General features: G+C 61.9%; 13 protein-coding genes. All 13 read left to right on the top strand.

Features of this window, described 5'->3' with window-relative positions; genetic code table 11:
- Window positions 1-30: 30 nt before the first annotated feature.
- The 13 genes from hypA to HB376_RS11940 all read left to right on the top strand — a co-directional run bounded on the left by hypA (window position 31) and on the right by HB376_RS11940 (window position 12343).
- Window positions 31-360: a hydrogenase maturation nickel metallochaperone HypA gene (gene hypA / locus HB376_RS12000; protein WP_213763891.1), complete on the top strand. Its 330-nt coding sequence runs from the start codon at window positions 31-33 to the stop codon at window positions 358-360.
- 38 nt (window positions 361-398) lie between these two features.
- Window positions 399-1352, top strand: coding sequence for a hydrogenase nickel incorporation protein HypB (gene hypB / locus HB376_RS11995; RefSeq protein WP_346730478.1), 954 nt, complete (start codon window positions 399-401; stop codon window positions 1350-1352).
- Window positions 1353-1409: 57 nt separating this feature from the next.
- Window positions 1410-2468 (top strand): HoxN/HupN/NixA family nickel/cobalt transporter, encoded by a 1059-nt coding sequence (locus HB376_RS11990; RefSeq protein WP_213764127.1) that lies wholly within the window; start codon window positions 1410-1412, stop codon window positions 2466-2468.
- Between the two features lie 170 nt (window positions 2469-2638).
- Window positions 2639-3541, top strand: coding sequence for a polysaccharide deacetylase family protein (locus HB376_RS11985; RefSeq protein WP_213763889.1), 903 nt, complete (start codon window positions 2639-2641; stop codon window positions 3539-3541).
- 663 nt (window positions 3542-4204) lie between these two features.
- Complete coding sequence (locus tag HB376_RS11980) at window positions 4205-4933, top strand: beta-ketoacyl synthase chain length factor (protein WP_213763888.1); 729 nt, start codon at window positions 4205-4207, stop codon at window positions 4931-4933.
- Window positions 4917-5726, top strand: a complete 810-nt coding sequence (locus HB376_RS11975; RefSeq protein WP_213763887.1) for a 1-acyl-sn-glycerol-3-phosphate acyltransferase — start codon at window positions 4917-4919, stop codon at window positions 5724-5726. The genes HB376_RS11980 and HB376_RS11975 overlap by 17 nt, the downstream gene beginning before the upstream one ends.
- Window positions 5701-6006 (top strand): phosphopantetheine-binding protein, encoded by a 306-nt coding sequence (locus tag HB376_RS11970; RefSeq protein ID WP_213763886.1) that lies wholly within the window; start codon window positions 5701-5703, stop codon window positions 6004-6006. The genes HB376_RS11975 and HB376_RS11970 overlap by 26 nt, the downstream gene beginning before the upstream one ends.
- The gene (locus HB376_RS11965; protein ID WP_031359256.1) at window positions 6003-6254 is read left to right on the top strand and encodes an acyl carrier protein; all 252 of its coding nucleotides are present in this window, start codon (window positions 6003-6005) and stop codon (window positions 6252-6254) included. Before HB376_RS11970 ends, HB376_RS11965 begins: the two co-directional genes overlap by 4 nt.
- Window positions 6254-6928 carry a hypothetical protein gene (locus tag HB376_RS11960; protein ID WP_213763885.1) on the top strand — a complete coding sequence of 225 codons (675 nt, stop codon included), beginning with the start codon at window positions 6254-6256 and terminating at the stop codon, window positions 6926-6928. The genes HB376_RS11965 and HB376_RS11960 overlap by 1 nt, the downstream gene beginning before the upstream one ends.
- A complete protein-coding gene (locus HB376_RS11955) occupies window positions 6925-8613 on the top strand; it encodes an AMP-binding protein (RefSeq protein ID WP_213764126.1) in 1689 nt (562 codons plus the stop codon). The genes HB376_RS11960 and HB376_RS11955 overlap by 4 nt, the downstream gene beginning before the upstream one ends.
- Complete coding sequence (locus HB376_RS11950) at window positions 8610-10337, top strand: glycosyltransferase family 2 protein (protein WP_213763884.1); 1728 nt, start codon at window positions 8610-8612, stop codon at window positions 10335-10337. Before HB376_RS11955 ends, HB376_RS11950 begins: the two co-directional genes overlap by 4 nt.
- Window positions 10324-11913, top strand: coding sequence for an aromatic amino acid ammonia-lyase (locus tag HB376_RS11945; protein ID WP_213763883.1), 1590 nt, complete (start codon window positions 10324-10326; stop codon window positions 11911-11913). The genes HB376_RS11950 and HB376_RS11945 overlap by 14 nt, the downstream gene beginning before the upstream one ends.
- The gene (locus HB376_RS11940; RefSeq protein ID WP_213763882.1) at window positions 11906-12343 is read left to right on the top strand and encodes a thioesterase family protein; all 438 of its coding nucleotides are present in this window, start codon (window positions 11906-11908) and stop codon (window positions 12341-12343) included. Before HB376_RS11945 ends, HB376_RS11940 begins: the two co-directional genes overlap by 8 nt.
- Window positions 12344-12356 lie beyond the last annotated feature (13 nt).

The following is a 12356-nucleotide window of genomic DNA, read 5'->3' as shown; positions in this document are numbered from 1 at the left end:
CAGACGTAAGGGAATACGGAGCACCGTCTCATGCATGAACTGAGCATCGCGAATAGTGTGGTCGAGTTGTGCGCCGAACGCGCGATGGGCGCGCGGGTACTGCGCGTGACGCTGGAGATCGGGCGGTTGTCGGCGGTGATGCCGGACGCAATCCGTTTTTGCTTCGATGTCTGCGCAAAAGACACCGTGGTCGAAGGCGCGGCGCTGGAGATTGTCGAGACACCGGGCCTGGCGCGATGCCTGGACTGCGGCGGCAGCGTGGACATGATCGACCTGCTCGAACACTGCGCGTGCGGAAGCGTCAATCTTGAACTGCTGGCCGGCAGCGAGCTGAAGATAAAACAGATGGAGGTGGCTTGATGTGTACCACATGCGGTTGCTCGAAAGGTGCCGGCACGGTGATCACAGACCCTGAGACCGGTGAGCGGATTGAGACGCCGGCGGAAGGGAAAAGCGGTGCGGCGCGCAAACCGGGTTCGTGGCGGCAACTGGCGGGCGGCGGCGCCGGCGTGAGCGTGGCCGCGCATCTGCATGCGCGGGCGCATCGTCATGTCCATGAAACACACGTTCACGAACACCACCACGCACAAACGCCAGTAGCCCTCGATCACCCAGCTACCGAACAATCGCCCATACCCCCATCCGAAGTGGCGATTGCCGCAGCAACCCACGGCACAACAATCGCGCTCGAACAGGATGTTCTGGCGAAGAACCAGTTGCTTGCCGAACACAACCGTGGCTGGCTGGCGAGCCGCCATATCACCGCACTGAACCTCGTCAGCTCACCGGGCGCGGGCAAGACCACGTTGCTTGAACGTACCATCCGCGATCTCCAGGCGTTACGCAGTACCCAGTCGATCCAGGTCATCGAAGGCGATCAGGCGACCCTCAACGACGCCGAGCGCATTCGCGCGACCGGTTGCCGTGTGGTACAGATCAACACGGGCACGGGTTGCCATCTCGATGCCAGCATGGTCTCGCGCGCGCTGGCACAACTCGATCCGCCCTCGCATGCATGGCTGATGATCGAGAACGTCGGCAATCTTGTATGTCCCGCCTTGTTCGATCTCGGCGAACAGGCGAAGGTGGTGATCCTGTCGGTGACCGAGGGCGAAGACAAGCCGCTCAAGTATCCGCACATGTTCCGTGCAAGCCGCCTGATGCTGTTGAACAAGGTCGACCTTCTGCCGCACTTGCGTTTTGATGTCGAACGCTGCATTGCGTATGCGCGGCAAGTGAATCCTTCTATTGAAGTACTGCAGGTATCGGCGCAAACCGGGGCGGGGATGAAGGCGTGGTACGCCTGGCTGGAAGCAGCCGCGTTGGCAGAGGTCGGGGAAACGGTGCGTTAAGCGCGAGCGGCGCGGCTGTTGATTGTGCGAAGGGCACGGAAGGATGCGAGGCTCATGATGCTAAAACAAATGTCTCAGCTTTTTAATGACCGCCCAACGGGTCTGCGCCACAAAATCACCGGGATCTATGCGCTCCTCCTCGTCTTCAATGTGCTCGCATGGACATGGGCACTGACGGCTTTTCACGGGCAGCCTGCGCTTCTGGGCACTGCGCTTTTAGCGTACACGTTCGGGCTGCGCCACGCGGTGGATGCAGACCACATCGCCGCTATCGATAACGTCACGCGCAAGCTGCTCCAGATAGGCCGCAGTCCGCTCGGTGCCGGCTTGTTTTTCTCGCTCGGCCACTCGACGGTGGTCATCGCCCTCACAGTTGGGGTAGCCTTCGCTGCGACCGCGCTGACGGCTCACTTCGATGACCTCAGAGGCATCGGTGGTCTGATCGGCACCAGTGTTTCGGCGCTGTTCCTGTTCGTCCTGGCCATCGCGAACCTGATTGTGCTGGCCTCTGTGATCAGGACATTTCGCGCCGTGCGCCGTGGCGAACCGCTGGTCGAAACCGATCTCGACCTCCTGCTGAACAATCGCGGTTTCCTGTCGCGTTTGCTTCGGCCGCTGTTGAAACTGGTATCGCGTAGCTGGCATCTTTATCCGGTTGGATTCCTGTTCGGGCTCGGATTCGATACCGCGACCGAGGTTGCGTTGTTCGGCATATCGGCGGCCCAGGCGTCGCATGGCCTCTCGTTCTGGTCCGTGCTCGTGTTGCCGATCCTGTTCACGGCGGGCATGTCGCTGGTCGATACCACCGACGGTATCCTGATGCTCGGTGCGTATCGCTGGGCCTTTGTCCGGCCCATGCGCAAGCTCTACTACAACATCACGATCACGTTTGTCTCAGTGGTGGTCGCGGTGTTGATTGGCGGCATCGAGGTGCTGGGTTTGCTCCAGGACAACTTCGGGCTCAAGGGCCCGTTCTGGGATTCTATCGGCAGCCTCAACGAGCACTTCGGGCTGTTGGGCTACATCGTCATTGGCGTATTCATTGTGAGCTGGATCGTCTCCATCGCGATCTACAAGCTCAGGCGTTACGACGATATCACCGTGAAAACGCTCTGACGCTACCGCGAAACGCTAAAATTCACGTGACCACAATGAGTGCCCACGCCTGCGAATGCCTTCCGTAGGAAATAGGTAAACTTGGGTCGTGCTCAACCCGGCCTGCCCGGGGGCATTTTTTATTAGCGTATAAACGGTTAAACGTTATTGGAATCAAAGAAGGAACACGCATGCTCAAACTTCATCCGCGACTGCAACTCGATCCGGATGCAGCGTCCGAGCGTCGCTGGCCTGTGACCGGATCTCCCCTCGCGCTGAAGGTCACGGCGGCGTGGCATGCGGTGGCACTAGCGGGCTGCGCCGCCGCGCCGGAGATGTGGCCCTGGTGGCTGGCCGGCACGGCGATCAACCATGCAACGGTGACGGCCGCGGGACTATGGCCGCGCTCAACGCTGCTCGGCGCCAACTGGACTCGCTTGCCCGCCATCCCGCGTAACGCAAACGCCATCGCGCTCACGCTCGACGACGGTCCTGATCCACTCGTCACGCCCCAGGTCCTCGACCTGCTCGATACGCACCGGGTTCGCGCCACGTTTTTCCTGATCGGCGAACGCGCGCGCCGATATCCCGCGTTGACCCGCGAGATCGTCGCGCGAGGACATGCCGTGGAGAACCACTCGCAGAAGCATGTGCATACTTTTTCGGTGACGGGCATGGGCGCGCTAAGCCGGGAAATCGATACGGCGCAACGCACGCTGACGGAACTGACGGGCGAGCGGCCGGCGTTTTTCCGGGCGCCGGCGGGCTTGCGCAATATCCTGCTGGAGCCAGTCTTGCAAAAGCTCGATCTAAGGCTGGCCGCCTGGACACGACGCGGCTTCGATACCCGCGAACGCGACCCCGAAATCGTGGCACGGCGATTGCTGCGTGATCTGGCACCGCGCGACATCCTGCTGCTCCACGATGGCGCCGCCGCCATTACCGACGACGGTCAACCCGTCTTGCTCTGCGTATTGCCGAGGATCTTCGACGCCGCCAAAAAACGAGGGCTGCAGTTCGTTACCTTACGAGAGGCATTCGGGTCTCACGGCGACACAGAGACCGGCAGTACGTCCTGTCGCCCCATCAAGTAAGAAACCAGGTAAGAAACGTTACGCATTGTACGAAGCCGAGCGATGCACCGGTCAAGTCACTATTTCCGGACTTATTTTTTGCAAGGACGCCAGGCATAGGCAACGCTCCGGCAGCCCCGCACAGCTCCGGGAGAGGCCTCGTTCTTGATGATCGTCGCAACTATTGCGTGAGTTGCCTGGACGAGCGGATCAACGACCGGTGAGGAGAGGAGGCACCGCCAGTGATAGCCAGCACGCGGCGGAACATACATTCCGTAACTTTTTTGATTTGGACAATGAAGGTGCGGCGGCTAGATTGGCGGTATCGCGCCCGAATTTCGGTCGGGGCGCATGGAATCTATTCTGGCTCTGCGTCGTATATGTGGGACTTATCCAGACGTGAACGGGTTTTCTGGCTGATTTAACAAGCAATTTTCAGTATGATTCGCCCCTCAACGCGGAGCCGGTCCAAATCCAGAAATCCATTTACCCGCTTCATGTACCCCATATGGCATTTAACAATCGGCACAAAATGCCGTTAAGTCGGTACAGGCATCGGTATGACCGCCAGTCATCTCCGGACAGCGGGCTGAAGATCGTCCGGTTGAAGCGGGCCCATTCATGTGCTGCCCGCACAGGCGGATCCTGGTGAAGTGCTGGTGTCTTTCAAACCGTAAAAATCGTATGCACGATCTGCGCTGGACCATGCCCGTTGCCCGATGGTCAGCCACCGCTGCCGCGGCGACCGCCGATATCAGCTTCATCGAGCCGATCGTCCGCCGTCGTCTGAGCAGCCTGTCCCGAAGCGCCCTCAAGGTCGCCCATGACTGTGTGGCTGAGCGGAACCGCGTGCGCGTGGTGTTCGCATCGCGGCATGGTGAACTGCGGCGCACGACAGACATCCTGCACGCCATCAGCGCGGGCGAGTCGGTTTCGCCGACCGCTTTCAGCCTGTCCGTCCTCAACGCGATGACCGGCATTTTCGGCATCGCCCGCGGCGATCGTTCGCCCGCCAGCGCGATTTCCGCCGGGCCGCAAACGCTTGGGTTTGCATTGCTCGAAGCGCACGCGCAATTCGAAGCGGACCCGTCGTCCCCCGTGCTGCTGGTCTATGCCGACGAGCCGGCCGATGCCGCCTACGGCACGATTGAAGACGAGGTGCAAGGCGGTGCGCTCGCGATCCTGCTCGACACCCGCGCGGCAGGACGGCTTGCATGCACAATATCGGCTACGGGTGGCCTTTCCGGAAATCCGGAACCGGCATTGGGACCTTCATTGAGACCTTTCGCCGTGCCCGACACTTTCCTTACGCAGAGCGAAGCGATCCAACGCTGCCTCGACACACAGGCGCCCGCTACATGGAAAAACGCCGGTACGACCTGGCATTGGAGCTGGCATGAAGGCGCGGCTTAACTACGGCTGGCGGCTGGTCGCCACGGGCATGAGCTTCGTCGTGTTCGGCGTCTGCGGACTGCTGTTCTCGATGCTGGTGTTTCCGCTCGCGTGGTTGTGGCCGCATCGCGCGTCGCGTCAACGGATGGTGACGACCATCATTCACTGGTTCTTCCGGGCGCTGGTGGCCGTTTTGCAGTGGATCGGCGTGATGGAACTGGAAGTCTCGGGAGCCGCCGCCTTGCGCGACGCCGGCCCCGTGGTTGTCGTGGCCAATCATCCGACCTACCTCGACGTGGTGGTGCTGCTCGCGCTTACGCCTTCCGCCTGTTGCGTGGTCAAGAACGCGCACTGGGGTAATCCCTGCTTCTGGGGCATCGTGCGGGCCGCCGAATATGTGAGCAACGTCGACCCGGTCGAACTCGTTGAAGCCAGTGCCCGCCAGATCGCTGCGGGCTATACCATGATCATTTTTCCGGAAGGCACGCGTAGTCCCGCGCCGAACCGGTTGCACGCATTCTCGCGCGGTTTTGCGCACATCGCCCTCAAGGCAGGCACGCCGATCCTGCCCGTGCTGATGGACTGCGACCCGCCGGCCTTCACCAAGCAGATGCGCTGGTATCACGTGCCGTCGCGGGCATTCCGCATCCGCGTGAGCGTGCTCGAGCCCGTCATGGCAGAGCGGCCCATGGCGCATGATGCATCGCATGAGTCTTTTTCTCCGGCCCTTGCCGCGCGCACTTTGACCAGCGCTATTGAGGCGCACATTAACCAGCGGCTGTTCGACTATGGATTCTTTGAAACTGGAAATTAAGCAGCTTCTGATCGATGCACTCGATCTGGAAGACCTGACGCCTGCGGACATCGATGACGATGCGCCGCTGTTCGAAACCGATGGCATCGGGCTCGATTCGATCGACGCGCTCGAGATCGGCATCGTGCTGCGCAAACACTATCAATTGACTATTGCGGCGAACGACGAACGCACGCGAGAGCACTTCCGTTCGATCAGCACGCTCGCCGCGCTGGTCGCCAGCCAGCAGGGCGGGCTGAGCGCTACGAACGACATCGGAGAAAAGGGGAGCAAATCGTGACCGAGACAGAGATCCTTGAGCGCATCCGCGCCATCTTCAAAGAGAACTTCGCGATCGAGCCCGATCGCGTGACGCCACAAGCGCATCTGTACGAGGACCTCGACCTGGATAGCATCGACGCCGTCGATCTCGCTATCAAGCTGCAGGAAATGACCGGACGACGCATCAAGCCGGAAGAGTTCAAGTCGGTACGCACGGTCGGCGATGTGATCGGTGCGGTGGAGTCGTTGCTGGCGGAACAGGGGTGATGCAAGCGGAGCATTCACGTGCCGGCGGGCAGGGTGCCGCAGCGCCTGAGGCTTGCGGCCCGGGTTTGCACGCGAGGCCGCTTGGCTGGCCGCACGCGGTTCTGCAGGTTGCGCTGAAGGTCGCCTACCCATTGATGATCTTGTGTGCGTGGCGTTGGGATTCGCCGCGATACATCGGCGCCGCGCTATTTGCTTTGCTTTGGCTGCAGCGCTGGGCCGGGACCGGTACGTTCGCGACATCGCTGCGCCAGCTTACCGCGACCGACTGGTGCGTAGCGGGCCTTTTAAGCTGCGTATCGGCGGGGATCGTATTGTCCGGCAGTGAATTGCTGCTGCATCTGTATCCCTCGTTTGTGAACCTTGGACTGCTGGTCGCGTTTGGCGCGACGCTTGTGCGCGGGCCATCGATGGTAGAAAAATTCGCGCGCATGGGCAAACCGGCGCTTGGCGCGCATGCCGTGCGATACACGCGCCGGGTCACGCAAATGTGGTGCGTGTTCTTCACGCTGAACGGTGCGTTTTCCGCCTATACCGCGTTGTTCTGGACGCGTGCTGCGTGGTCGCTCTACAACGGCGCAATCGCGTATGGCCTGATAGGGGTGCTGCTGGTTGGAGAGATCGTATGGCGCTACGTGGCCGTGCTGCCGCGCGCCGCGCGCTCGGAGGCGGCATGATCGCGTTGCACGAGCTGTTGTGGGCCAGGCGTGACGCCGGCACGCCGGTTTGCCGCGACGGCGCCGACGTGCTCGATTTCTCTGCGTTCCTCGCGCGAGTGCAAGCCATCGCCGCGCGTTTAAGCGAGCAGCCGGCGCGACGCTATGCATTGTGCATTGACGATCCGTTCGACTTCGCCTGCGCGCTGTTTGCGTTATTCGCCTGCGGCAGGGAACCGGTCATTCCAGCACACGCAGCGCCCGGTTATCTGGCCGATCTATCGAGTGCCTACGATGCCGTACTAACCGATGCGGACATGCCCGCGCTGGTGTCTGGTTCGGAGTACATCGGATCTTTTGCCTCGATCGACCCACATGCGCCGCTCACGCTGTACACCTCCGGCAGCAGTGGCACACCGAAGCCGATCCGCAAGACGCTCGCGCAATTCAACGCCGAAGTTCATACGCTCGAGGCGCAGTGGGGCGTGCTTGTTGGCGACGCAACCGTGCTCGGCAGCGTCGCGCATCATCATATCTACGGGCTGCTGTTTCGCGTGTTCTGGCCGCTCGCGGCCGGACGGGCATTCGACCGCGCGCTCAGCATCGAACCGCAACATTTGCAGGCGCGGATTGCACAGTGCGTGCCGGAATCCACGGTCGTGGTCTCCACGCCGGCGCAACTATCGCGCTGGCCTGAACTCGATGGTTTCGCCAGTTTGAGTCCTGCGCCCCGTGTGTTTTTTTCATCGGGCGGTCCGCTTGCGGCGGACGCGGCGAGCAAATATGCCGCGGCGTTCGGCGCGGCGCCCGTCGAGATCTACGGCAGCACGGAAACGGGGGGTATTGCCTGGCGTCGGCAGGATCAGACGGATGCGTGGCAAGCGTTGAGCGGTATCGAGGTTCATCGCGGTGACGACGGTGTGCTCAACCTGCGTTCACCGCATCTGGGCCATGACGATTGGTATCGTACCGACGACACCATCGCGTTTGATACGGACGGGCGCTTTCGTCTGCAAGGCCGTCTCGATCGCGTGATCAAGCTGGACGGCAAGCGCGTGTCGCTACCCGAACTCGAAGCGCGCCTCGGACTGCATCCGTATGTGGCGCAGGGGGCGGTTGTGTCGCTTGAACGGATGTCGCGCGAGCGTGTCGGCGCGGTGGTGGTGCTCACTGAAGCTGGTAGTGAAGCGCTGCTGGAACGAGGACGCGTGGCGCTCGCCAAGATCTTGCGCCGCCACCTTGCGGCGTATTTCGATATCGTCGTGCTGCCGCGTTTCTGGCGTTTTCGTTTCACACTTCCGTTTGATGCGCGTGGGAAGTTGCCGGCGGCGGCCGTCGCCGCTGCGTTCGATGCACGCGCGGACGGCGTGGAAGTGCTCTCCGAAGTGCGCAGCGAGACCGCGCTGCACTACGAACTTCGCGTGCCCCCGACGCTGGTTCATTTCGCCGGCCACTTCCCCGGCTTGCCGATCCTGCCGGGCGTTGTACAGATCGACTGGGCGATGCGATTAGCCGCCGAGCAAGTACCGGACGTACGCATGCTGGCATCGATCGAGCAGTTGAAGTTCAAGGCCCCGGTGCCACCCGGCGCGCTGCTCGATCTCACGTTGACGCATGACGCGTCGCGCTGGCGGGTGCAATTTGCGTATCGGCTTGGGCACAGAGAGTGCACGTCCGGTGTGATTGTTTATCGGGGGATCGCATGAGCTTTGTGCCGTGCATCATTATCCCGATCTACAACCACAAGGACGCGATCGGTGCGACCGTCGCGAATCTCAGCGTGCATGGGTTGCCACTTTTTATCGTCGATGACGGCAGCGACCAGGCCACCCAGGATGTACTCGCCACGCTTCACCAACAGTTCGCGGACACGCTCACGCTGATCCGGTTGCCAATAAACGGCGGCAAGGGCGCGGCGGTGATGGCGGGCCTGCGAGCGGCGCGCAAAGCTGGTTTCACGCATGGCTTGCAGATCGACGCGGACGGACAGCATGACGGCGCCGATGTACCGCGCTTCATCGAGGCCGCGCGCGCGGAACCTCACGCGGTGATTCTCGGTCGCCCCGTCTACGACGACTCCGTGCCGAAGTCGCGTCTCTACGGCCGTTATCTGACGCATGTGTGGGTATGGATAGAAACGCTTTCGTTCACGATCCGCGATTCGATGTGCGGTTTTCGCCTGTATCCGCTCGACGTGGTTTGCGCGTTGATTGATGACGTCAAGTTGCCGACGCGAATGGATTTCGACATCGAGATACTGGTGCGGCTGTACTGGCGCCGGACCGTGTTCCGTTCGATCCCGACGCGCGTCACCTATGCGAGCGACGGCGTTTCGCACTTCGACGTGCTGTGGGACAACGTGCGCATCAGCCGGACCCACACGCGGCTCGTTGTGGGCATGCTGGCGCGGCTGCCAATGTTGCTTGCACACAAGCTGATGCCGCGCGCTTCTGAAACTTCATCGAATGAAAACGAGCAGCACTGGTGGCATATCGCGGAACGCGGCAGCCATCTCGGCATGTCCTTGCTTGCGCTTAGCTGCCGTCTCTTCGGCACGCGCTTCACCGCATTGTGGCTGCATCCGATCGTCGCGTATTTTCTGCTGACCGGGAGCCGTGCACGCGCTGCATCGCACACTTATTTCATGCATCTCCAGCAGGCAGCGCCGCAGGATGGAACGCCTCGGCCAGGATGGTGGTCCGCGTATAAACACATGCTGGCGTTCGCGCGCTCCGGCTTCGATAAACTCGCTGCATGGTCGGGTCGCGTCAGCATGGACGACGTGAAGTTCGACGACCCGGCCGCGTTCGAAGCGTTGAACGCCAGCGGCCGCGGCGCACTTGTGATCGGTGCGCATCTCGGCAACCTCGAGATGACCCGGGCGCTTGCCACGCGCGGGGCGCATGCGAAGATCACCGCGGTTGTCTATACGGAGCACGCGCGTCGTTTCAACAGCGTGCTGGCATCGGCGAATAGCGCGTTCGCGCAACGTCTTGTCGAGGTCAGCGACTTCGGCCCCGAGACGGCGATGATGATGCAGGATCGGGTGGAGGCAGGCGAGCTTCTGGTGATCGTCGGCGACCGCGTGCCCGCGCATGATTCCGGCCGCACGACCGAGGCGCAGTTTCTTGGTTCGACGGCGCCTTTCGCGCAAGGTCCTTACGTGCTGGCCCACGCGCTCGGTTGCCCCGTGTACCTGTTTTTCTGCCTGAAGGAAGAGCAGGGCTACAGGCTCTACTTCGAGCCGTTCGCGCAGCGCATCGAGCTGCCGCGCCGGGAACGTGCGCAGCATCTCGAGGATTGGGCGCAGCGTTATGCGTTGCGTCTCGAACACTATTGCCGCAAGGCGCCTTATCAATGGTTCAATTTTTTCGATTTCTGGGCGCGTCCCAAGGGTAACGGAAATGGAGACGCGAATGGCCGAACATGATCTTGGCGGCGAGCCAGCTTGTATAGCCGAGGAAGCCATCGTGATCGGCGGCAGGCGGCTGACGATCGAAGAGGTTGTATCGATTGCCCATCGGCGAACGCCTGTCGCTTTGAGCGCGGATCCGGCGTGGCGCGCACGGATTGAACGCGGCGCCGAATTCCTGCGCCGCCATCTGGCTCAGGGCGCAACCGTCTATGGGGTCAACACCGGTTACGGCGACTCGTGCGTGGTCGATGTACCCATGGAACTGGTCGAAGTCCTGCCCCTGCAATTGCTGCGTTATCACGGCTGTGGCATGGGCCAGCATCTCGACGACGCGCAGACGCTCGCTGTCATCGCCGCGCGGCTCAATTCGCTGGCATACGGGTTTTCGGGAGTACGGCACGTGCTGCTTGAACGGCTTGCCGACCTGATCAATCATCGCGTGCTGCCGCGGATTCCATCGGAGGGATCGGTGGGGGCAAGCGGTGACCTGACGCCGTTGTCGTACGTAGCGGCCGCGCTGGTTGGCGAGCGCGACGTCCGTTTCCGCGACGAGTTATGCGATGCCCGCAGCGTCTGGGCCGAGCTTGGCCACACACCGCTCACGCTCGCGCCGAAAGAAGGGCTCGCGCTGATGAACGGCACGGCGGTCATGACGGGCCTCGCGTGCCTCGCATTCGCCCGTGCCGGTCATCTGACGCGGCTCGCCGCCCGCCTGACCGCGTTGTCCACCGTCGCGCTCGACGGCCGCGCCGCGCACTTCGATCCCATGCTGTTCGAAGTCAAACCACACGCGGGGCAGGCCGAAGCCGCGGCATGGATTCGCGAGGATCTCGCCGGCCGCGAGGACACGCCGGGGCATCGCTTGCAGGATCGCTATTCCATCCGCTGTGCGCCGCACGTGATCGGCGTTGCGCGCGATGCGCTGTCGTGGGTGCGTCGCGATGTCGAGAACGAACTGAACAGCGCCAACGATAATCCGCTGATCGATCCCGATGGTGAACGCGTGCTGCATGGCGGGAACTTCTACGGCGGCCATATTGCCTTCGCGATGGACGCGCTGAAAGTGGCCGTCGCGAATCTTGCCGATTTGATGGATCGCCAACTAGCGCTTCTCGTCGACGATAAATTCAACAACGGCCTGCCGCGCAGTTTGTCGGGCGCGGCGCCCGAGCGGGCATCGATCAATCACGGCTTCAAGGCGGTGCAGATATCGTCGTCGGCATGGACCGCGGAAGCGCTCAAACTGACCATGCCGGCCAGCGTATTCTCGCGCTCGACCGAAGCGCATAACCAGGACAAGGTGAGCATGGGCACGATCGCCGCACGTGATTGCCTGCGGATCCTGGAGCTGACCGAGCAAGTCGCCGCGGCCCATACGCTCGCTACTGTGCAGGCGGCGCGCTTGCGTCTGCGCATCAACAATACGACACCCATCCCCCCGCCGTTGCGTAAATTTATGGATAGCGTGACAGCCGGATCGCCGTTCGTCGATGAAGACCGCGCGCTCGAAAGCGACCTGCGCGCATTGACTGCGCGGATCGCGGCGTGTGAGTTGGTCGCAGGTTACCGTAGCGAGGATCAGCATGAGTGAAGCTGCGGCCCCCAAGGTCCTGACGGCGAGTGCGCCAGTTGAAGTACCGTTCCACGACGTCGACGCCATGAACGTCTGCTGGCATGGCCACTACTTGAAGTACTTCGAGATCGGCCGGGCCGCGCTGCTGCGGGTGTTCGACTACGACTATCGCGAGATGCAGGAATCGGGTTATCTGTGGCCCATCGTCGAAGTGCATCTCAAGTACGTGCGCCCGGCTACCTACGGGCAGCAGATCGAGGTACGCGCGCAGTTGCTGGAATATGAAAACCGCCTGAAGATTGGTTACGAGATTGTCGATGCCGCTTCAGGCGAGCGGCTGACCAAGGGCTATACGATCCAGGTTGCCATTCACGCCGCGACGCAAGAATTGCAGTTCGTATCGCCGCCCGTGGTGATCGAGAAACTGGAGCGCGCATGGGCACGTTGAACTGGCTTGGCGC

The sequence above is a fragment of the Caballeronia sp. dw_19 genome (assembly GCF_018449515.1).
GTDB lineage: Bacteria > Pseudomonadota > Gammaproteobacteria > Burkholderiales > Burkholderiaceae > Caballeronia.
The sequence above is the reverse complement of the archived record's forward strand: the minus strand, read 5'-3'. Positions and strand labels throughout refer to the sequence as shown.

Coding starts and splice junctions, on each gene's coding strand:
- HB376_RS11960 (WP_213763885.1), top strand. CDS start 6,254: ATGCAAGCGGAGCATTCACGTGCCGGCGGGCAGGGTGCCGCAGCGCCT.
- HB376_RS11955 (WP_213764126.1), top strand. CDS start 6,925: ATGATCGCGTTGCACGAGCTGTTGTGGGCCAGGCGTGACGCCGGCACG.
- HB376_RS11990 (WP_213764127.1), top strand. CDS start 1,410: ATGCTAAAACAAATGTCTCAGCTTTTTAATGACCGCCCAACGGGTCTG.
- HB376_RS11980 (WP_213763888.1), top strand. CDS start 4,205: ATGCACGATCTGCGCTGGACCATGCCCGTTGCCCGATGGTCAGCCACC.
- hypA (WP_213763891.1), top strand. CDS start 31: ATGCATGAACTGAGCATCGCGAATAGTGTGGTCGAGTTGTGCGCCGAA.
- HB376_RS11940 (WP_213763882.1), top strand. CDS start 11,906: ATGAGTGAAGCTGCGGCCCCCAAGGTCCTGACGGCGAGTGCGCCAGTT.
- HB376_RS11970 (WP_213763886.1), top strand. CDS start 5,701: ATGGATTCTTTGAAACTGGAAATTAAGCAGCTTCTGATCGATGCACTC.
- HB376_RS11945 (WP_213763883.1), top strand. CDS start 10,324: ATGGCCGAACATGATCTTGGCGGCGAGCCAGCTTGTATAGCCGAGGAA.
- HB376_RS11985 (WP_213763889.1), top strand. CDS start 2,639: ATGCTCAAACTTCATCCGCGACTGCAACTCGATCCGGATGCAGCGTCC.
- HB376_RS11975 (WP_213763887.1), top strand. CDS start 4,917: ATGAAGGCGCGGCTTAACTACGGCTGGCGGCTGGTCGCCACGGGCATG.
- HB376_RS11950 (WP_213763884.1), top strand. CDS start 8,610: ATGAGCTTTGTGCCGTGCATCATTATCCCGATCTACAACCACAAGGAC.